General features: G+C 67.0%; 19 protein-coding genes. 7 read left to right on the forward strand and 12 right to left on the reverse strand.

Annotated elements, in window-relative coordinates; translation table 11 throughout:
• Positions 1 to 5: 5 nt before the first annotated feature.
• Positions 6 to 425, reverse strand: a complete 420-nt coding sequence (locus VG502_RS19695) for a MarR family winged helix-turn-helix transcriptional regulator (protein ID WP_325551874.1) — start codon at positions 423 to 425, stop codon at positions 6 to 8.
• A gap of 166 nt (positions 426 to 591) precedes the next feature.
• Between VG502_RS19695 and VG502_RS19700 the strand changes: the two genes are divergently transcribed.
• Positions 592 to 2427 carry a chloride channel protein gene (locus VG502_RS19700; RefSeq protein ID WP_325551876.1) on the forward strand — a complete coding sequence of 612 codons (1836 nt, stop codon included), beginning with the start codon at positions 592 to 594 and terminating at the stop codon, positions 2425 to 2427.
• A 96-nt stretch (positions 2428 to 2523) separates the two neighbouring features.
• On the opposite strand, the gene VG502_RS19705 is transcribed toward VG502_RS19700, so the two are convergent.
• Genes VG502_RS19705 through VG502_RS19715 form a run of 3 tightly spaced genes read right to left on the reverse strand, consistent with a single transcriptional unit; the run spans position 2524 to position 5388 of the window.
• Positions 2524 to 3636, reverse strand: a complete 1113-nt coding sequence (locus VG502_RS19705; RefSeq protein WP_325551877.1) for an ABC transporter substrate-binding protein — start codon at positions 3634 to 3636, stop codon at positions 2524 to 2526.
• Between the two features lie 28 nt (positions 3637 to 3664).
• Complete coding sequence (locus VG502_RS19710) at positions 3665 to 4540, reverse strand: ABC transporter permease (RefSeq protein WP_325551879.1); 876 nt, start codon at positions 4538 to 4540, stop codon at positions 3665 to 3667.
• Positions 4540 to 5388: an ABC transporter ATP-binding protein gene (locus VG502_RS19715; protein WP_325551880.1), complete on the reverse strand. Its 849-nt coding sequence runs from the start codon at positions 5386 to 5388 to the stop codon at positions 4540 to 4542. Before VG502_RS19715 ends, VG502_RS19710 begins: the two co-directional genes overlap by 1 nt.
• Positions 5389 to 5556: 168 nt before the next feature.
• On the opposite strand from VG502_RS19715, the gene VG502_RS19720 reads away from it, so the two are divergent.
• The 3 genes from VG502_RS19720 to fdhA all read left to right on the forward strand — a co-directional run bounded on the left by VG502_RS19720 (position 5557) and on the right by fdhA (position 9184).
• Positions 5557 to 7161: a sensor histidine kinase gene (locus VG502_RS19720; RefSeq protein ID WP_325551881.1), complete on the forward strand. Its 1605-nt coding sequence runs from the start codon at positions 5557 to 5559 to the stop codon at positions 7159 to 7161.
• On the forward strand, positions 7158 to 7853 hold the full coding sequence (locus VG502_RS19725; RefSeq protein WP_325551882.1) for a response regulator: 696 nt from the start codon (positions 7158 to 7160) through the stop codon (positions 7851 to 7853). Before VG502_RS19720 ends, VG502_RS19725 begins: the two co-directional genes overlap by 4 nt.
• 119 nt (positions 7854 to 7972) lie before the next feature.
• The gene (gene fdhA, locus VG502_RS19730; RefSeq protein ID WP_325551883.1) at positions 7973 to 9184 is read left to right on the forward strand and encodes a formaldehyde dehydrogenase, glutathione-independent; all 1212 of its coding nucleotides are present in this window, start codon (positions 7973 to 7975) and stop codon (positions 9182 to 9184) included.
• Positions 9185 to 9220: 36 nt separating this feature from the next.
• On the opposite strand, the gene VG502_RS19735 is transcribed toward fdhA, so the two are convergent.
• Together VG502_RS19735 and VG502_RS19740 are read right to left on the reverse strand one after the other, a co-directional pair.
• The gene (locus VG502_RS19735) at positions 9221 to 9784 is read right to left on the reverse strand and encodes a hypothetical protein (protein ID WP_325551885.1); all 564 of its coding nucleotides are present in this window, start codon (positions 9782 to 9784) and stop codon (positions 9221 to 9223) included.
• A 118-nt stretch (positions 9785 to 9902) separates the two neighbouring features.
• Positions 9903 to 10769: a transporter substrate-binding domain-containing protein gene (locus VG502_RS19740; RefSeq protein WP_325551887.1), complete on the reverse strand. Its 867-nt coding sequence runs from the start codon at positions 10767 to 10769 to the stop codon at positions 9903 to 9905.
• A 118-nt stretch (positions 10770 to 10887) separates the two neighbouring features.
• Between VG502_RS19740 and VG502_RS19745 the strand changes: the two genes are divergently transcribed.
• Positions 10888 to 11232 (forward strand): hypothetical protein, encoded by a 345-nt coding sequence (locus VG502_RS19745; protein WP_325551889.1) that lies wholly within the window; start codon positions 10888 to 10890, stop codon positions 11230 to 11232.
• 33 nt (positions 11233 to 11265) lie between these two features.
• Here VG502_RS19745 and cuyB read toward each other — a convergent pair whose 3' ends face one another.
• The 6 genes from cuyB to VG502_RS19775 all read right to left on the reverse strand — a co-directional run bounded on the left by cuyB (position 11266) and on the right by VG502_RS19775 (position 17234).
• A complete protein-coding gene (cuyB, locus tag VG502_RS19750; protein WP_325551890.1) occupies positions 11266 to 11985 on the reverse strand; it encodes a cysteate racemase in 720 nt (239 codons plus the stop codon).
• Positions 11978 to 12985 (reverse strand): D-cysteate sulfo-lyase, encoded by a 1008-nt coding sequence (gene cuyA, locus VG502_RS19755; RefSeq protein ID WP_325551891.1) that lies wholly within the window; start codon positions 12983 to 12985, stop codon positions 11978 to 11980. The genes cuyB and cuyA overlap by 8 nt, the downstream gene beginning before the upstream one ends.
• 28 nt (positions 12986 to 13013) lie before the next feature.
• A complete protein-coding gene (locus VG502_RS19760; RefSeq protein ID WP_325551893.1) occupies positions 13014 to 13721 on the reverse strand; it encodes a type 1 glutamine amidotransferase in 708 nt (235 codons plus the stop codon).
• Between the two features lie 3 nt (positions 13722 to 13724).
• Positions 13725 to 14630 carry an LURP-one-related family protein gene (locus VG502_RS19765; RefSeq protein WP_325551894.1) on the reverse strand — a complete coding sequence of 302 codons (906 nt, stop codon included), beginning with the start codon at positions 14628 to 14630 and terminating at the stop codon, positions 13725 to 13727.
• Positions 14631 to 14704: 74 nt separating this feature from the next.
• Positions 14705 to 16126, reverse strand: a complete 1422-nt coding sequence (locus VG502_RS19770; RefSeq protein ID WP_325551896.1) for a DUF2786 domain-containing protein — start codon at positions 16124 to 16126, stop codon at positions 14705 to 14707.
• An 82-nt stretch (positions 16127 to 16208) separates the two neighbouring features.
• Positions 16209 to 17234: an Lrp/AsnC family transcriptional regulator gene (locus tag VG502_RS19775; protein ID WP_325551898.1), complete on the reverse strand. Its 1026-nt coding sequence runs from the start codon at positions 17232 to 17234 to the stop codon at positions 16209 to 16211.
• Positions 17235 to 17363: 129 nt separating this feature from the next.
• On the opposite strand from VG502_RS19775, the gene VG502_RS19780 reads away from it, so the two are divergent.
• The gene (locus VG502_RS19780) at positions 17364 to 18614 is read left to right on the forward strand and encodes a M20 metallopeptidase family protein (RefSeq protein ID WP_325551899.1); all 1251 of its coding nucleotides are present in this window, start codon (positions 17364 to 17366) and stop codon (positions 18612 to 18614) included.
• Positions 18615 to 18644: 30 nt separating this feature from the next.
• Positions 18645 to 19495, forward strand: an 851-nt coding sequence (locus tag VG502_RS19785; protein ID WP_325551901.1) for an MFS transporter, incomplete at its 3' end; no start/stop codon positions are given.

The raw sequence follows: 19495 nt of genomic DNA on the forward strand, positions 1-19495 counted from the left end.
CCCGGCTACGTCCGATGCAGGGTGTCGAAGAGCTCGTCGACGACCGCGGCCAGCCGGGCGAGCTCCTCGAGGTGGTCGGCGGACAGTGCGTTGAGGCGTTTGAGGCCCTCGTCGGTGAGGGACAGGCGCACGACCCGATGATCGGCGCCGTCGCGCTGCCGGTCGATGAGCCCGAGCTCCTGGGTGCGGTTGACCAGCTCGACCGCTGTGTTGTGGCGCACCAGGAGATAGTCGGCGACATCACCGATCGTCGGGGCGTCCTGGCCGCCGTGCCCGCGGATCGCCAGCAGCAGCTGGTGCTGGCTGGCCGTCAGTCCCATCGTCCCCGCCTGCTCGGCGCTCCAGTGCTCGAACTTGCGCAGGCGGGTGCGCAGCCGCAGCAGACGCGTGTAGTCGGCGTCGGTGACGCGCGGACGGGAGGTCACAGGCTGAGACTCCTTCTGGACGATTTGACCAACCCTATATTATGTCGTCGCACGACATAATCGTGTCACGATATAAAGACGAAACAGAGAGTGACCCGTTGAGCGAGCGCAGCGAGCGAAGGACAGCTCAGGCGAAGGACGACATCCGAGGAACGGGGGAGTTGTCATGAGTACGACGCACCCCATCGCACCGAACGACGTCCCGCGGGATGTCCATCACCTCGGTGACTTCCGCGCCACGCCGCGCCTGCTCGTCATCGCAGCCCTCGCGATCCCGGTCGGCGCCATGGCCGCGGTCGTCGCGTGGGCGCTGCTGCGGCTCATCGGGATCATCACCAACGCCGTCTTCTACCAGCGCTTCGACACCAAGCTGGTCGCACCGGGCGGCGGTCACGACCACTGGTACATCGTGCTGCTGGCCCCGATCGTCGGTGGTCTGGTCATCGGCGTGATGGCACGCTACGGCTCGGAGAAGATCCGCGGGCACGGCATGCCGGAGGCGATCGAGGCGATCCTGCTGGGCGGCAGCAAGGTGCAGCCGCGCGTCGCCGTGCTCAAGCCGGTCTCCTCGGCGATCGCCATCGGCACCGGTGGCCCGTTCGGTGCCGAGGGCCCGATCATCATGACCGGCGGCGCGATCGGTTCGCTCTTCGCGCAGTTCCTGCGGCTGACCGCCGACGAGCGCAAGACCCTCCTGGTGGCCGGTGCCGCAGCGGGTATGGCGGCCACCTTCAACACGCCCTTCGCAGCCGTGATGCTGGCCGTGGAGTTGCTCCTCTTCGAATGGCGTCCGCGCAGCTACGTGCCGGTCGCGACCGCGGTGTGCGTCGCCACCGTCATACGACACCCGATGCTGGGCAACGGTGTCCTCTTCCCCGTCAAGGGCGCGCTGCACATCACCCCGGTCGCCGAGCTCCTCTGCGTCGTCACCGGGATCGTCGCCGGCCTGCTCGCGATCGTCGCGACGATGCTCGTGTATGCCGCGGAGGACGGGTTCCGCAAGCTGCCGGTGCACTGGATGTGGTGGCCGGCCATCGGCGGCGTCATCATCGGCATCGGCGGGATGATCGTGCCGGAGTCGCTCGGTGTCGGCTACAACATCATCGAGGCCGAGCTGAACGGCAGCATCGGCATGGACCTGGTGGTCGGCATCCTGATCGTCAAGACCCTGATCTGGTCGCTGTCGCTCGGATCCGGCACGTCCGGTGGTGTGCTCGCGCCGATGTTCATGATCGGCGGTGCGCTCGGTGCCCTCGAGTCCAACATCTTCCCGCACGTCGGCCCCGGTTTCTGGGCGCTGGTGGCGCTCGCGGGTGTGCTCGGTGGCGTGATGCGCTCACCCTTCACCGGCGTCATCTTCGCGATGGAGCTCACCGGTCGCTTTGACGCCATACTCCCGCTGATCATCGGTGCCTCAACGGCTTTCGCGCTTTCCACGCTGATGCTGAAGCGCTCGGTGCTCACCGAGAAGATCGCGCGGCGTGGCTATCACCTGACGCGTGAGTATGACGTCGACCCGCTCGAGATCTACTTCGTCGGCGAGGTGATGTCGCGCGACGTCCTCAGCTACGAGAGCGACCTGTCGGCGGCAGAAGCGCTGGAGGTCATCTCGGGGAACGAACCGGACACCGTCGAGACCCGACGCCAGATGCTCTACCCGGTCGTGGAGGGCGCCGACACGCTGGTCGGCGTCGTGACGCGTACCCAGCTCGAGACGGCGATGCACGAGGGCAATGGCGATCGGCCGGTGCAGGAGCTGTGCATCACCGCACCGATCGTCACGCACGCGGACCAGACGTTGCGTGAGACCGCAAATGCCATGGCTGCGAACGCTGTTGACAAGATGCCGGTCGTCGACCGCGACGACTCGACCCGACTCGTCGGACTGGTGTCGCTCACCATGCTGCTCGAGGGCCGGGTGCGTGACGTGCGCGAGGCGAGCGAGTCCGAGCGCGTGCTGCGATTGCGCGTCGCGCGCCCCAGCTGGTTCGGCCGTTCCTGACCGGTCCGAGTCTCGGGTCAACGCAATGCCCGGCAGATCGTGCGCTCAGGCGCACTCTCTGCCGGGCATTGCTCGTCATACCTCCGATGACCGGGGTCAGCCGGCGGCGCTCGCCGGGGTCGTGGTGACCTTGAATCCCTCGAGTTTGTTGGCCTTCAGGGCGAATTCGTTGGTGAACGTGTTGCCCAGCTTGACCTTGTCGACCTTGACCCCGAGCACCTTCTCCATCGAGTAGATGGTCTTCGGCCCGCCGGCGGGCATGACTCCGTCGGGGAGGAACTGCCCCTTGTCGGTGGTGAGGCCGGCGATGTACTGCGACTTGGAAATGGTGCTGTTGGACACGTACTGCGACGGCATCTTGTTCGCGATGTCGGTCGCGGAGTGCGTGTTGATCCAGTGCATCGTTGCGACGAGGGCGTCGACCACCTTCTGCACCGTCGCCTTGTGGGACTTGACCCACGAGGCGTTGGCGAGCACCGAAGCAGCCGGCCAGGCGCCGCCGAGCACCTTCGTCGCACCACTGGTCGTCGCCAGGTCGATGGCCGAGTAACCGACCTTCTTCGATTCCAGCGCCCCGACCGTCGGCTGAGTCGTCATCACGCACTGAGCGGTGTTCCGCTGGACCGCGGCGATCGCTGTTGAGCCGGCCCCCACCGCAAGCGTCTTGTACTGCTTGCGGGTGATCCCGTGCTGCGAGGCGAGGAACTGGGTCAGCTCATCGGTGCCCGAACCCAGGTCGGTGACGCCGAGCGTCTTGCCCTTGAAGTCGGCGGCGGAGTGGACACCGCTCTTGGTGCCGCACATCTCGCGTTCGCCCGGGGCGCCGGACAGTTGGACCACGCCGATGACGTCCTTGCCCTTGGACTGGAAGTCGATCGTGTGGATGTACCACGCGCCGGCCATGTCGACCTGGCCGGAAGCCATCGCCTCCTCGGCGCCGACCCCGCCGTTCTGCTCGGTCGACAGGTCGACTTTGACGCCATACTTCTTGTAGAAGCCCAGGTCCTGGGCGAGCTGATAGGGCAGGTAGATCTGCTTGTCGATACCGCCGACCATCAGCTTGACGGTGGGTAGAGACCCGCCGCCGGCGGAGCTTCCACCTCCGCCGGCCGCTGCGGACGAGCCGCCGCCGCTTCCTCCGCTGCCGCAGGCGGCTGTGGCGAGAGCGAGGGTGCCGATGGCTGTGATGGACAGGATGCGCGTGAACATGGATGGGTGCCTTTCAAGGGGTGGGTGTTCAAATGGCCTGGGATTCGGTCTTGCTCGGCGGCCGCCAGGACAGGACGCGCTTCTCGAGCAGAGTCAGTAAGTACTCGGCGAGAAGGGTGACGACGGCCATCAGGACCATGCAGGCGATCACGGTGTTGGGATCGAAGTGACCCTGTGCCTGCACGATGATCAGGCCGATGCCCGCCTGAGCGCCGAGGACCTCACCGACCAGGGCGCCGATGATCGCGAAGCCGAACGCCGTGTGCAGGCTGGCGATGATCCACGTGAGGGCGGATGGGATCGTCACATGCCTGGCCACCTGCAGCGAGGACGCACCGAGGACGCGAACGTTGGAGATCAGGTTCTGGTCGACCTCACGCACACCCTGGAACGCGTTGAAGAAGACGATGAAGAACACCAGCACCGCGGCGAGTAGGACCTTCGGGAGCAGGCCGAGACCGAAGGCCACCACGAAGATGGAGCCGAGAATGATTCGCGGGACCGAGTTCAGCGCTTTGATGTACGGGCTGCAGATATCGGACAGCAGCCGGTTCTGACCGAGCAACAGGCCGAAGAAGATCCCGCTGACCGTGCCGACCAGGAAGCCGAAGACGGCTTCCTTGATCGTCACGCCGAGGTTGAACCAGATCGATCCGAAGGCCGTCCCCTTCGTGAAGAGGTCGACCAATGACTGCCACACCATCGACGGCTGGCCGTAGAAGAACTTGTCGACGAGGCCGGTGGCGGTGCAGACCTGCCAGCCGCCGATCACCAACACCGGCAAGATGATTCGGCCGATCCAGACCCGCGTCGCACGGACGCGTCGGTCGTGCCTGGCGGACTGTTGCACCTCTTGCTCGGTCTGCTCCGGCGCCGGCTGGTCGACCGGGCGGGTGTCCACCATCACGCCGCACCTGCCGTCTGCGCGTAGGCGCGATCGACCTCGTCCTTCAGCGAGGACCAGATCTGGTCCTGCAGCTCGAGGAACCGTCGTTCGTGCCGGATCTCCTGCACCTCACCGCGCGGGCGGGGCAGGTCGATCTCGAAGCTCTGCTTGATCGATCCCGGGCTGCTGGTCATGATCAGCACCCGGTCCGCCAGGGCGACCGCCTCGTCGAGGTCGTGCGTGATGAACAGGACCGAGGGGCGCGTCTGCTCCCACAATCCGAGCAGCTCGGTCTGCATGATCGCCTTCGTCTGCACATCGAGTGCGCCGAACGGCTCGTCCATCAGCAGGATCCGCGGTTCGTTGATCAGTGCTGCCGCCATGGCGACGCGCTTGCGCATACCTCCGGACAGTTGGTGCGGGTATCTGTCCTCGAATCCGGTGAGCCCGACCCTGCGCAGCCAGTCCCGGGCGAGCGAGATGGCAGCCTTCTTCGTCATGCCGGAGAGGATCGGGCCGATCATGACGTTGCCCAGGACCGTCTTCCACGGAAAGAGCGCATCGGCCTGGAACATGAAGCTGACGCCCTTGGTGATGCCGTTCACCGGGTGTCCGCCGACCCGGACCGACCCGCCACTGGGGCGTTCCAGGCCGGAGACCTGGCCGAGCGTGGTCGACTTGCCACAGCCGGTGGGGCCGACGATCGCGCAGAACTGGCCCGGTTCCACGGTGAAGGAGACGTCGTGTATGGCGGTGAACGGATCGCCCGTGGGTGTGATGTAGCGCTTGGTGAGGCCGGTGATCTCGATCCGGGCGGTGCCCTCCCGTCCGGCGGGAGGTCCGTGCAAGGCTTGCTGGTCGGTCATGAGTCTTCCTTTTCGTCGGTGCTGATCGTCGACAGTAGGAAGTGACCGCGATCACGTCGCCGTTGCGAAAGAAGCTCGCGATTCGGCTCGTAGATGCGCATTTAGCGCATTCTGATCACGCCGATGAACCTTGTCGGTCCCCAGGATTCGACGCGACAATGAATCCTCATGCGATATCGGACGCGCCGGCTGTCGAGCCAGATCTTCGTGGCGCAGTTGGTCATCCTGACGATCACGATCGTCATCGGATTCCTGCTGCTCGCGCGAGCCGAACGTGGCCATTTGGACTCGCAGTTCGAGGCGCGGGCGGCGGCCATCGCGCAGGCGGCAGCGGGCGTCCCACAGGTCCGCAGCTGTATGGCGACGCCGGCTCCCGGGTGTGCCTCCACCGTGCAGTCCGTCGCAGGCGGCATCGCGCGGCAGTCCGGGGCGTCATACGTGGTGATCATCGACATGCACCGGGTGCGGCACTCGCATCCGGACCCGGCACTGATCGGCAAGAAGGTGTCCGAGCCGATCGTCACGGTCGACGGCCGGGTGCACACCGGCGTCGACAACGGCAGCACCGGCCGCTCCGCGAACGGCCGGGTTCCGCTCTACGGCCCGGACGGCCACATGGTCGGGGAGGTGTCCGCGGGCATCCGGGAGAGTTCGGTGTCCAGTGCACTGTGGCGCGTACTCCCTTCGTATGCCGTGTGGTTCGCGATCGCCCTGTTGATCGGCGCGTTCGCTTCATGGCAGCTGGCGCGGCGGCTGAAGCGCCGTACTTTCGGACTCGAACTCGACGAGATCGCCCAGCTGTTGCAGGAGCGTGAGGCGACGCTGCACGGCATACGCGAGGGGGTGATCGCCTTCGACGCCGATGGCCGGGTCACGGTCGTGAACGACGAGGCCGAGCGGCTGCTGCACCTGTCGACCGGGGCGATCGGCAGCAGGCTCGAGGAGCGGATGCCACCAGGCCGGCTGCGCGACATGCTCGCCGGTGGTTCGACGACGCCCGACGACATCGTCTTCACCGACGACCACTGCCTGGTCATCAACCGGATGCCGGTCTGCATCGCGGGGACCCTGCACGGCGCGGTCGTCACCCTGCGCGACCGCACCGAGGTCACCGGGCTGCTCCAGGAGCTGGACGGCGAGCGCGGCCTGACCGAGTCGCTGCGGGCGCAGCAGCACGAGTTCGCCAACCGGATGCACGCCGTGGCCGGGATGCTGGAGCTCGGATTGCCTGAGGAGGCACTGCGATTCGTGCTCGAGGTGCAGGGCACCTCGGCCGAGTTGGACAACACGCTGCGGACGCACATCGGCGCGCACCAGATCGTCGGCTTGCTGCTCGGGAAGGCGGCCGAGGCGAGTGAACACGGCATCGAGTTCGTGATCGACCCCGCCACGAGCCTCGGTGAAGCGCCGGAGAAGGTGCAGGCACTGACGACCATCCTCGGCAACCTCATCGACAACGCGTTCGAGGCGCTCGCCACCGTGCCGGCGCCACGGCGAGTAGTCGTTCGGATCGTGGAGGAGGCGGACCACCTGACGGTGATGGTCGACGACAACGGTCCCGGCCTGCCGGCCGGTGCGGGGGAGGAGATCTTCCGGGACGGCTACAGCACGAAGGCGCACCTGTCGTCCCGCCGGCGCGGACTCGGCCTGGCGCTGATCCAGCGGATGGTGACCCGGATGGGTGGAACGATCGAGGTGTCCGAGGGGCCGGGCGCGAGTTTCCGGGTGCAGTTGCCGCGGCAGGAATCGGCCAGTGAGGTGGTGCCGACATGATGGCCGGTGCGCTGCGGGTGCTCGTGGTCGACGACGATTTTCGGGTCGCAGGGATCCACGCCGCGATGGTCAATCGGGTTGCGGGGTTCCAGGTGATCGGCACCGCTCACGGGGCGGAAGAAGCGTTGGCGACGGCGCGACGGACACAACCGGACCTGGTGCTGATGGATATCTATCTGCCCGACGGCAACGGTCTCGAGGTCGTCAGAGCACTGCGCAACGAGCCGAAACCTCCTGATGTCATGGTGATTTCAGCCGCCCGCGACACCTCCTCGATCCGGGAGGCGATGCAACTCGGAGCGGTGCATTACCTCGTCAAGCCCTTCGGGTTCAGCGCGCTGAGCGAGCGCCTGACGGCATACCGGAGGATGTGGCTGCACCTGGCCGAGCTGCCGGATCACGCTCGGCAGTCGGATGTCGACGAGTTGTTCGGGATGCTGCGCCCGACGCAGAGCCCCGCGACCCTGCTGCCGAAGGGACACTCCGCCGCGACTCTGGAGTCCGTGCTGAAGGCCATTCGCGACAGCGACACCGATCTGTCCGCAACCGAGGTCGCCGAGGCGATCGGCATCAGCCGCGCGACTGCGCAGCGCTACCTCAGCTACCTCGAGCAGCACGGCATGGCGAAGCTGCAGTTGCGGTATGGATCGGCCGGACGGCCCGAGCACCGCTATCGGGCACTGCGGGTCTGAGCAATCTGCCGAGAGTGATTCGGGGAAACACTCCGGGTCGCCCTTGCGCGCGGGGTTACGTTGGAAAGGTCCACCTCACGACACCAACGCCGTGATCGATTGAGATTGGAGCCACTCACATGACTGGAAACCGGGTCGTCGTCTACAAGGGCGCGGGCAAGGTCGCCGTCGAATCCATTGATTATCCGAAGCTGGAGTTGCCCGAGGACGTCGCGTCCGGGCTGAAGCTGAAGAAGAAGGCGCCCCACGCGGCCATCCTCAAACTCGTCACCACGAATATTTGCGGTAGCGATCAGCACATGGTCCGCGGTCGTACGACGGCACCCGTCGGGCAGAGCCTCGGACACGAGATCACCGGGGAGGTCGTCGAAACAGGCGACGATGTGCTGTTCGTCAAGGAGGGCGACATCTGCTCGGTGCCGTTCAACATCGCGTGCGGTCGATGCCGTATGTGCAACGAGGGCAAGACCGGAATCTGCTTGAACGTCAACCCTGCTCGTGCCGGCGCGGCATACGGCTATGTCGACATGGGCGGCTGGATCGGCGGTCAGGCGGAGTACGTCATGATCCCGTATGCCGACTTCAACCTGCTCAAGTTCCCGGATCGGGACCAGGCCCTGGAGAAGATCCTGGACCTGACGATGTTGTCCGACATCTTCCCGACCGGTTACCACGGCGCCTACACCGCCGGGGTGACCACCGGCTCCACCGTGTATGTCGCGGGCGCGGGCCCGGTCGGTCTTGCCGCCGCACACGCCGCGCAGGTGCTCGGTGCCGCCGTGGTGATCGTGGGCGACATGAACAAGGACCGGCTCAAGCAGGCGCAGAGCTTCGGCTGCGAGACGATCGACCTGTCCACCGACGCGTCGATCGAGGATCAGATCGAGCAGATCGTCGGTGAACCCGAGGTCGATGCGGCGGTCGACGCGGTCGGCTTCGAGGCGCGCGGGCATGGGTCCGGCGCGGACGAGGCGCCCGCGACGGTGCTCAACGACATCATGAGCATCGCGCGCGCCGGTGCGTCGCTCGGCATACCCGGCCTGTATGTGACCGGTGACCCGGGCGCAGTCGACGAGAACGCCAAGGTCGGCCAGCTCGGCGTCCGCCTCGGGCTCGGCTGGGCCAAGTCGCACTCGTTCACGACGGGGCAGTGCCCGGTGAAGAGATACAACCGGCAGCTGATGAACCTGATCCTGAACGACAAGGCGCAGATAGCGAAGGCGGTCAACGCGACCACCATCAGTCTCGACGACGCGCCGCAGGGTTATGCGGACTTCGACAAGGGTGCCGCGAAGAAGTACGTCATCGATCCGCACGGCATGGTCGCCTGACAATCGCTGACCGGTCACAGTGCCGTCGGACGAGCGTCACCGGGGGACGCGCTCCGACGGCCGGTGGCCGACCAGCCGCCGAAGCGTCCGAAGCGGCTCGAAACCCAACAACAACACGATGGCCGCCAACGGCAACAGGTCGAGCGACGCGACGACACAGCCGAAGCCGATCACCACGAGAACCCAATGGGGCCAGGGGAACTGACCGCGACGGGCCGCGACGCCCAATAGCGTGAACAGCCCGATGAGGAACGCGGGTGGGCCGAGCGCGGTGACCAGGTCAGGTGCATCGTCGATGGCGGGGAAGATGTCGCCGAGGACCACCCAGACGAACGCTGCGGCCCCGGCCACGCCGGCGACGTCCGCGATGTCGGTCACGATCGACCGATCGAGTTCGCGCCAGAGCAGCACGATGAGAGCGGCGATGCCGAGAATGGCGCCGAGGAAGCACACATGGCCGATGACCCACCACGGCCCGGACCGATCGCTTCCGCCGATCCGATCGATGAAGCGGAAGGTACCGTAGGCGAAGAGCAGCAGCGGCACCCACGAGGCGGGCACACGTGCCGATTCCGTGACGGGAGAGCGGGATTGGTCCACGACCTCAGCATCGACCCAGCGCGGGCCGAGCGACATCGGGGACGCCCCGGAAGTCGGCCCTGGCGACCCTGAGAACGCTCGGGGACGGCGCAATGTGTCGCCGGCCCGCCACTCGCCGTCAGCCCAGGTGGGTCGCCCCGAACCACGGCTCGGTCGCTGCTGCCCAGGTGCCGTCGTGCTTGGCGATGTTGAGCCAGGTGTTGACGTACTCCTGCCAGGCGCCGTCGCCGCGCGGCAGCAGGTAGGCCTTCTGGCTGAAGTTGAACGGCTTCTTCGGATGCACGGCGCAGAGCTTCGGGTGGGTCTTGGCCACCCAGACCGTTTCACTGGCATCGGTCGTCATGACGTCCGCCTTACCGGCGACGATCTGGTCGAAGATCGTGTTGTTGTCGCCCCACACCACGATCTTCGCCCTGGGGTAGTGCTGGCGGGCGAAGTCCTCGTTCGTGCCGCCCTCGGGCGTGATGGCCCGCACGCCCGCACGATTGATCTCGGCCACCGTGTCGTACTTGGAAACGTTGCTGCACAACGTGATCGGCGTCTTTCCCTCGGTGAGCACCGGGTCGGTGAAACCGGCCTGCTGGGCTCGCTCGGTCGAGATGGAGACACCACCCATCGCGATATCGCACTTCGCGAGGAAGTCCGGCATCAGGTTCTTCCAGGTGGTGGGCACCCACTGAATCCTCGCGCCGAGCGAGGTGGCCAGGTTCTGGGCCATCGTGACGTCGATGCCGCTGCGCTTGTGGGTCTTGGGGTCGACATACGTGAACGGGCGGTAATCGCCGGTCGTGCAGACGCGCAGTTTCTTGGTGGAGCTCACGCGGTCCAAGTGCGAGGCGGAGGCCGAGTCCGCCGCGGCGGTCTTCGCGTGGGTGGTTGACGGGTGATCGCCGGACGACGAGCTCGACGGACTGTCGGATTGACTGCTGCAGGAGGTCAGCGCGAGAAGCAACGCGGCGCCGGCGAGAAGGGAGTGACGGGGCATGCGCAAATGCTTAGCAGAGCGTCCGCGTCCGATGACGGTTCAGCAGCGCGGGTTTCATGGAGCGACACCGGCCGGCGGAATGAACCTGGCCCAGGATGAGCCGTGCGAGCATGGCCGCATGATGGTCATCACTGATGTGTCGACGATGGACCCGGCCGAGCGTGGCGGCTACCTCGGTGCCCTCGCCATCTTCCTGGTGGCCGGAATCGTGTTGGTGGTCTTCGGGATCCGGCGGTTGATGAAGCGCTCCGAGATGCAGCGCCGCCGGCAGTACGGACCGCCGCCGGGGTGGCCGCAGCAGCCGGGCATGCAGCCCGGTCCGTACGCGCCGCAGCCGACGGCCGGCAAGCCTGAGCGGCAACCCCCGGGCCTGGGCGGCAGCATCGCCATGATCGTCATCGGAGGGCTGCTCCTCCTCGGCGTGCTGGGCAACCTCGCGAACGCGGCGGGCGGCGGCGCCTGATTCGTCCCACGTCGGATCCGGATGCCGGCGGCATCATCCTCGACGTGCGGTCGAAAACTCGCGGACGACGGCACGCGCCAGCACGTCGGTCGGGTCGATGAAGCGTGGATCCCCAGTCGCCAGAACATCGCTCAGCGCGATCGGCAGCTCCGTGCAGGCCAGTAGGACACGACCGGCGCCGCGCTCGAGAAAACCCTCGGCGACACCGGCGGCGACCCGGGAGGCAGCGGTGAAGTTGCCCTCCTTGACGTGCCGGATTGCCAGGTCGAGCGCGGCTTGCTCGTCCTCGGCCGGCGTCACGAATTCAATGCGGTGCTCGGTGAGTTGTCGCTGGTAGAGGCCGCTGGCGATGAGTGCCCGCGCACCGAGCAGGGCCACTGGGCCGGCGTCGGCATGCGGCTGGTCGGCGAGCTCGTGAGCGGTCTCGCGCACCATGTCGACGAAGTGGAGTCCGGTGTCCTGCGCGAGTCGCGTGAGGAACGCATGCGCCGAGTTGCAGGGCATCGCAACGATGGAGGCACCCAGGTCGCGCAGCTTCGCAGCGCCGTCGAGCAGCTTCGGGTAGGGGTCGGCGCCGCCGCCGAGGATGCCGCGGGCCCGGTCGGGGACCGTCGGGTCGGCCCAGATCGCGACCCGGAGGTGGTCCTGGTCGCGGGTGGCCGGGGTGCGTTCTATCAGCTTGCGGTAGAAGTCCGCCGTGGCTGCCGGCCCCATGCCGCCCAGGATGCCGACGAGCGGCGCGGTCTCACTCACCGTCGAAGACCGACCGGTATCCGAACAGGCCGGCGACACCACCGGTGTGCAGGAACACGACGTTGTCGTCCTCGGCGAATGTGCCGTCCGCGATGTTGCCGAGCAGGCCGGCGAAGCCCTTGCCGGTGTAGACCGGATCCAGGACGATGCCCTCCAGTCTTGCGAGCAGGCGCATCGCGGCCAGCATCTCGTCGGTGGGCACGCCGTACCCGCCGCCGATCCAGCGGTCATCCACCCGGATGCTGTCGTGGTCGATCGTGTCGCCGGTGCCCAGCAGGTCGGCGGTGCGCAGGGTCAGCGTCTTGACGGCATCGATCTGTGCCGTCGCCGCACGGCGGTTGGTGATGCCGAGCACCTTTGCCTTGCTGTGGAACGCTGAGAACCCGGCAACCAAGCCGGCCTGCGTGCCACAGCTGCCTGTCGTGTGAACCACCCAATCCACTGCTGTCGCAGCGGATTCGAGCTCTTCGGCGCAGGCGACGTAGCCCAGGGCGCCGACCGGGTTGGATCCGCCACCCGGGATGACATACGGGGTGCGACCCCGGTCCTGCAGTGAGGTCGCGAGCTCGTCCATCGCAGCCGGTATGTCGGCGCCGCCCGGCACACGGTCGACGATCTGCGCACCGAGCAGCTTCTCGAGCAGGACGTTCCCGGAGTGCTCGTAGTCGTCGTCCCGCACCTGGCGTCGCTCCAGGATCAGCTTGCAGTCCATGCCGACGGCTGCAGCCGCAGCTGCTGTTTGCCGCGTGTGGTTGGACTGCACGGCACCTGCCGTCACCAGCGTGTCCGCGCCGCGCGCGATGGCGTCACCGACGAGGAATTCCAGCTTGCGGGTCTTGTTGCCACCGGTGGCCAGGCCGGTGCAGTCGTCGCGCTTGATCCACAGTGCGGGCACCTGCGGGTACTGCTGGCGCAGGTGCTCCTCGAGCCGCTCCATTCGCTCGAGCGGAGTCGGGAAATGACCGAGCGAGCGTCGTGCGAATCGTGCGAGCTGGACCATGTGTGATTCCTTCGGTAGTGCCCTGTCGTCAGGGAGCGATGAGCTGCGCGAAGCGGGTCGCGAGGAGCGCCGCTGTCGCCTGCACCTCCGGGTCGGCGGCAGCGAGGTCATCGACACCGTGGGCAACCCGGTCGCGCTCGTCCTGATCGGAGCTGCGGAACTCTCCGGCCCACTCGCCGTAAGTGGACGGTGTGATCTCGGGGTGGAACTGCACGCCCCACGCATTCGGCGCAGCGCGGAAAGCCTGCTGTGGGTAGGGATCCGACGTGCCGAGCAACGCGGCACCGTCGGAAAGCCGTTCGATCGCATCACCGTGCATCGACGCAACCCGGACCTCCGGTCCGAGGCCGTCGAACAACGCATCGCCGGCTGCCTCATCGGTGATGCGCACGGTGACGACGCCCGCCTCGGTCCCGTGTTTTCCCTTCACGACCGTGCCGCCCAGTGACTGCGCCAGCAATTGCCCGCCGAGGCAGATCCCGAGCGTCGGCCGGTGCTGCAGCACGGCGTCCCGGAACAACGCACGGATCCGCTCCAGCCAGGGGAACCGGGCGTTGTCGTAGCAGCTCATGTCGCCGCCGAGCACGATCAGCCCGTCCGCCCGCAGCCGATCCGGGACGGCGTCGCCGGCATACGGCCGGACTGTCCGTATGGCGAGGCCCTGGTCACCGAGCCATCCGGTGAACCTGCCCAACCCGTCGTCCGCCGCGGGCTGGACCACCAGCACGGTCGACATCGCTCAGCGGTCGTCCTGCTTCAGGGCCGTATCGACGGTCAGCGCTGCGGCAATTGCCAGTGACCGCAACGGATCCTGCAGGTCCGGCCGGATGCGCACGACGTAGTTGTCGGCAGTGGTGAACATCGTGGTCAGCAGCCCCTCCCAGGTCTTGGTGATCCGACCGACCTCGACGCCATTGCCGTCCAGGAGGGCGAAATTCCAGGCCCGCCAGTTCTCGGCATTCAGGGTGCCGACATCCTGTCCGCCCACCTGCAGCCCGAAGCGGATCTTGCCGAACATGTTCTGCTGGACCAGGCGACCGATCTCGCCACCGCCCGGGTGCTCGACGACGATGGTCGACTTGAAGACCTTCCCCGGTCGCGTCAGCAGCAGCAACGGTCGGCCGCTCGTGTCGCGGATCTCCAACCGGTGGGTGAGGAACTGGTCGAGGTTGCTGACGAACCGCAGCGCCTTCTTCGCGTTGCTCTGCCCGACCTCGACGACCGCACCGATCTCGGCACCGTCCTCTGCGTAAACCATGTATTCGTTGGTCAACTCGATCAGCTTGCGCTTCTGGCTCACGACGAGCGTGTGCTCGGTGAAGACGTTGCGGTCGCTGCCGGCGACTGACTGCCCGACCTGGCCCTGCACCGCACCGCCGAAGCTCTGGTCGCCGTACCCCTGTGTCCACTGCGCGTGCTGGCCACGGGCCGATTGCGGGCCGCCCTGCTGCTGTTGGTGGTTCTGCTGCTGGGGGTAGGCCTGTTGCGGCTGACCCTGCTGCGGGTATGACGAGCCCGGTTGTTGCTGCTGCTGAGGTGGCGGCATCGGCTGGTAATGCTCGGTCCACTGCTGGCCGTCCCACCAGCGCAGTCGGTTGGAGCCGGCCGGGTCCGGATGCCAGGCAGCGGGCGGGTTCGAGGTCATGGACACATCCTGTCATTGGAATGACGGCCGGCGAGGTCCGTCATGGTGAATCGGTGTCGCCGGATCTTGGAGAGTCACGACGCCGTTCCGGTTCCTTCCAAGGGCGCCGCGCTGCCCGAGAGGTTCGCGGCGTCGGCAGCGCGCTGCCCGGCAGCCCATCCGTATCCGTCCGTGGGCATCCGGCTCTTCTTGTGGACGAGGGTGGGGAACAGCTCGTCGACCAGCGCATCGACGTGTGCCGATCGCTCTGCGAGGACGCGAACCAGTGCGCGTGAGCTCCCATCGGCGCTGGTGGAAGCGTCGAAATCCGTTCCGGCCACGGCGGATTCAGTCGCCGCGTCCGTCGCCTCGCGCAGTCGGTCGCCGATGCGGACGGCATAGGCGGTGAGGAACGACCTGCGGAAGCTGCGTGTGCGCGACGTGCCGTCGCGGGTGAACTGACTTCCTTCCCCGAGCATTGCGCGTGTCGCCTGCAGAAGCAGCGACGTGAAGATCGTCTCGACGGCCGCGAGGTCGGCGGCGTGGCCGACGACGGTGGCGAAACCGAGGCCGACGCTCCACACCGTGCGGCACCGATTGGTCTCGGCCACGACCTGGAGCAGCCGGACCTTCTCCTGCTCGTAGGGGCGCTCGACCCACACGCGCGTCGGCTTCGCCTCGTCGGTATGACGGTCGGCTGACGCCGACAGCATCGCCAGGTCAAGACTGTGCCGCGTCATCAACGACTGTGCCGCAGCCGTGAAGGTGTCGGCTTCTGCTTCATAAGGGGTCGACTCGGCTTGGGCGAGCATTCGGCGCACCCGCTCCAGGATGCGCGGGTCGACCCCGGCCGGGGTGGAAGGAGTCCTGCCGGGGCGCGCAGTGCCCGGCAGCGAGTCGATGCGTTCGATCGTCGGAAGCATCGTCACCAGCACCGCGACATCGAGAACCTTCCGGAGCGTTGGTTCGAAGCCGTCCGCGCGTGACCGCTCGGTGACGAAATCGCTCTGCGGTGGCCACCAGCACGTCGCATCGATCGTGCGCAGCTGGTCCGGCCACGACGGAGCAAGGGTCGGCACGGCATACGTCGCCAGCTGGGCTGCCATGGCGTCACCCGCGATGGCTTGCGCACCGGTGTCCAGCTCGCGCCCGACATACGAGTGCAGGTCGATCGGGCGCCAGCCTCTCGACCAGGCCAGCCCGATGGGTGCGATGAGCAGCTCTCGCAGCTGCCGGTGGATCAAGGCAGCCGCCCTTGGTTCGACGCTCTGCACGAGCAGCCGCTGGATCGAGGCCTCCGCTCGGTGCGGAGCGAGGTCGGCCAGCGACGTCACGGCATCGGAGAGGTCGGCGGCGATCTGCTCGCCCAGGAGTCGCCGGCGCTCGGCGCCGTCATACAGCGTGCGTTCCGGGGTGGGCGACGGGCCGAACGCACTCCCGGCCGGTGGGCGCGGTGCTCGACGGCGGCGCCGCTCCTTCGCCTTGACTGCACGGCGTTGCTGGTTGTGCACTCCCATGTGACGTCCCCTTGTTTTCGATCACCTGTCTGAATGGCGTCAGGCTTGCATCGAGCACCGACAAGGCACTGGTCCCGCGCCCTCAGCGCGCGAAGTCGGTGACGGACAGCGTGTGCTCTGCCGGGCCCTTCCCGGTCGTGTCGGGGTTGAGCAGCCAGCCGACGCGTTTCGTCGCACGGAGAATGAGCGTGTTGCGCAACAGCTCGATCTCCGGAATCTGTTGTGCCAGAGCGACTTCCACGTCCATCACTTCGGCGACGGAGCGCAGCCACATGACGATGACGAAGTTGGCCTCGCCGGTCGTCGACGCGGCGAGGCGCACCTGCGGCATCGCAGCGAGAGCCTGCGCCGCCTTGCTGTGCGCATCGGCGGGCACGCGCACATACCACTGGCAGCTGACCGGAAATCCGCTGTAGCGCTGGGCTATCTCGCACCGGAAGGACAACACGTTGGACGAGATCACCTTGCTCAGCTGGCGCTGCACGGTGGCTGGAGTCCGGTGCAGTGTCCGCGCCATCTCCGCTGCCGTCACGCGTCCGTTCGCGGCGAGCAGCGGCAGTAGCGCGAGGTGACTGTCGGGGAGCCGGGCCGACGCGCCGGCACTGTGTGCGAGCTGCTGGACCTGTGCCCGATGAGCGGCGTTGAGGACGCCGAGGCGCCAGGCGTAGCCGCCCTGATGCAGCCGCGTGCAGACGGCCGATCGGTAGTCGATCACGCCGGGCAGCGCTGCGATCCGCTCGATCACGACTTCGCTGAGGTCCTGGAACGACTGCGTGGTGATGGTGAGCAGCAGAGTGCGGTCGCTGGCCGAGTGCTCGACCGTGACCACTTGGGGGATGCGGCCCAACTCGTCGGAGACCGACGCGCGTCGCTGTATGTCGCAGTCGACTTCGAGGAAGCACAGCGACATGTCCTGTGGGTCGCCGACCAGATGCCCGGTGACCCACGCCATGCCCGACGCGCGCAGTCGATCCCATCGGGCCGCGAGCGAGGTCGGGTGCGTGTCCAGCACCTCGGCCAGGTCTGTCCAGCGTGCTCGGGGCGCGATCTGCAGAGCGTTGATCAGGGCGAGATCGTCCTCGCTCACCAGGTCACGATCCGTCGCCATGCCACTGGATTGAAGCACGGAAACTGGGATAGGCACCTGACTACTGAACAGTTCCAGGGATTTCGGGGCCTGTGATGCAGGTCACCTCACAATCGATCGAGCTCGTTCCGCACCCGATGAGGAGACCCGATGTCCCTGGAGCCCCGCGACCTGACTGCCGACCTGATCCGCTTCCGGCATGCGCTGCACCGGGACCCCGAGATCGGACTCGACCTGCCGCGCACCCAGGAGAAGGTGCTGCGCGAACTCGACGGGCTTCCGCTGGAGGTCACCACCGGGCGGGACACCACCTCGGTGACTGCCGTGCTGCGCGGTCGTGCCGCGGCGACGGACGCCGAGCGTCCGGTCGTGTTGCTACGTGCCGACATGGACGCTCTGCCCGTGCAGGAACAGACCGGCGTCGACTTCACCTCCCGGGTCGACGGCGCGATGCATGCCTGCGGGCACGACCTGCACACCTCCATGCTCACCGGCGCCGCACGGCTCCTCGCTGACCGCGTCGACCAGTTGCGCGGCGACGTCGTGCTGATGTTCCAGCCCGGTGAGGAGGGCTGCGACGGAGCGTCGATCATGCTGCGCGAGGGAGTGCTCGAGGCGGCCGGCCGTACGGTCGATGCGGCATACGCCATGCACGTCTTCTCCGGTATGGCGCCACACGGCCAACTGCTCACCAAACCCGGCGTCATGATGAGCGCGTCCGACGGCCTCGAGGTCGTCGTGCACGGCGCCGGCGGGCACGGCTCGGCCCCGCATCACGCCAAGGACCCGGTCACCACCGCCGCCGAGATGGTCACTGCCCTGCAGGTGATGGTCACCCGGCAGCTCGACATGTTCGACCCGGCGGTGCTCACGGTCGGCGTGCTGCAGGCCGGTACGAAGCGCAACGTCATACCCGACTCGGCTCGCTTCGAGGCCACCGTCCGCACCTTCTCGGACGAGAACCGCGAGCGGCTGCAACACATCATCCCTCGGCTGCTGCAGGGCATCGCGTCGGCGCACGGGCTCGACGTCGAGGTCCACTACCGCACCGAATACCCGCGCACCGTCACGGATCTCGGCGAAACCGAGCGCGCCGAGCAGGTCATTGCCGGACTGCTCGGAGAGGAGCGGATGAGCCGCTTGGCGGCGCCGGTCTCCGGATCCGAGGACTTCTCGCACGTGCTCGACCGTGTCCCTGGCACCTTCATCGGACTGGGCGCCGTCACCCCCGGTGCCGACCCGCAGGCGGCTGCGTTCAACCATTCGCCGCAGGCGATCTTCGACGACGGCGTCCTCACCGACGGCGCCGCACTGTATGCCGAACTCGCCACCACTCGACTGGCTTCCCTCGCCGCCGAGCCTCCCTCGCATCGTGCCGCCGGCGCGGTCGCTCCCGCGTAAACCCCTCGGGCTGACGATTCAGGAACGGTCATGACTCAAGCACTTGAAACACCGGCGTCCAAGCCGCGCCAGATCACCCGGCAGCCACTGGCCGTCTTCCTCGGACCGCTCGTGCTCGTCGAACTCTTCAGCGGCGTGCTGCAGATCTACTTCTCGCCTGTCTATGCCTCTTTGGCGGAGAAGTTCGGTGTCGGCATCGGCACTCTGTCATGGGCGCTGACCGGCTTCACGCTCGCCAGTGCGATCTCGACACCGGTCTTCTGCAAGCTCGGTGACGTCTACGGGCATCGCAAGATACTGCGGATCCAAGTAGCCGTCGTTGCCACCGGATCGGTGCTGATCGCAATCGCGCCCAGCTTCTCCGTGCTCGTCGCGGGACGCGTGTTGCAAGGTATGTTCCCGGCATACCTGCCGTTGATGTTCGGTCTCGTCCGGGATCGATACGGCGACGACGACACGAAACGCGCTATCAGCTACCTGACTTCGATCCTCATCTTCGGCGTCGTATTCGGTTTGGTTGCAGTCGGATTCATCACCCGCTACACCGACGGCCCGACCTGGGCGCTGTGGCTCCCGGCCGTCGGCACGATCGTTGCGCTCGCCGGTCTGCTGCTGGTCCGGGGTGAGAAGGTCGAGCGACGCACCGACCTTCGGGTCGACTGGGTGGGCGCACTGATGCTGGGCGCCGGCTTCGCGTTCCTGCTGCTCGGGATCTCTGAGGGGTCGGACTGGGGCTGGACGTCGGGGCGCGTGCTCGGCAGTCTGCTGCTCGGCGTCGTCATCCTGATCGCCTGGACGGTGGTGGAGTTGCGCATCGACCAGCCGCTGGCCGATCTGCGGTGGCTCTTCAAGCCGCACTTCGTGCCGATCTACATCGTCGG

Source organism: Flexivirga sp. (assembly GCF_035551235.1).
GTDB lineage: Bacteria > Actinomycetota > Actinomycetes > Actinomycetales > Dermatophilaceae > Flexivirga.

Bases quoted from the DNA above. Each gene is read 5' to 3' on its own strand.
- VG502_RS19700 (WP_325551876.1), top strand. From the start codon at position 592: ATGAGTACGACGCACCCCATCGCACCGAACGACGTCCCGCGGGATGTC.
- VG502_RS19705 (WP_325551877.1), bottom strand. From the start codon at position 3,636: ATGTTCACGCGCATCCTGTCCATCACAGCCATCGGCACCCTCGCTCTC.
- VG502_RS19710 (WP_325551879.1), bottom strand. From the start codon at position 4,540: ATGGTGGACACCCGCCCGGTCGACCAGCCGGCGCCGGAGCAGACCGAG.
- VG502_RS19715 (WP_325551880.1), bottom strand. From the start codon at position 5,388: ATGACCGACCAGCAAGCCTTGCACGGACCTCCCGCCGGACGGGAGGGC.
- VG502_RS19720 (WP_325551881.1), top strand. From the start codon at position 5,557: ATGCGATATCGGACGCGCCGGCTGTCGAGCCAGATCTTCGTGGCGCAG.
- VG502_RS19725 (WP_325551882.1), top strand. From the start codon at position 7,158: ATGATGGCCGGTGCGCTGCGGGTGCTCGTGGTCGACGACGATTTTCGG.
- fdhA (WP_325551883.1), top strand. From the start codon at position 7,973: ATGACTGGAAACCGGGTCGTCGTCTACAAGGGCGCGGGCAAGGTCGCC.
- VG502_RS19740 (WP_325551887.1), bottom strand. From the start codon at position 10,769: ATGCCCCGTCACTCCCTTCTCGCCGGCGCCGCGTTGCTTCTCGCGCTG.
- VG502_RS19745 (WP_325551889.1), top strand. From the start codon at position 10,888: ATGATGGTCATCACTGATGTGTCGACGATGGACCCGGCCGAGCGTGGC.
- cuyA (WP_325551891.1), bottom strand. From the start codon at position 12,985: ATGGTCCAGCTCGCACGATTCGCACGACGCTCGCTCGGTCATTTCCCG.
- VG502_RS19760 (WP_325551893.1), bottom strand. From the start codon at position 13,721: ATGTCGACCGTGCTGGTGGTCCAGCCCGCGGCGGACGACGGGTTGGGC.
- VG502_RS19765 (WP_325551894.1), bottom strand. From the start codon at position 14,630: ATGACCTCGAACCCGCCCGCTGCCTGGCATCCGGACCCGGCCGGCTCC.
- VG502_RS19770 (WP_325551896.1), bottom strand. From the start codon at position 16,126: ATGGGAGTGCACAACCAGCAACGCCGTGCAGTCAAGGCGAAGGAGCGG.
- VG502_RS19775 (WP_325551898.1), bottom strand. From the start codon at position 17,234: ATGGCGACGGATCGTGACCTGGTGAGCGAGGACGATCTCGCCCTGATC.
- VG502_RS19780 (WP_325551899.1), top strand. From the start codon at position 17,364: ATGTCCCTGGAGCCCCGCGACCTGACTGCCGACCTGATCCGCTTCCGG.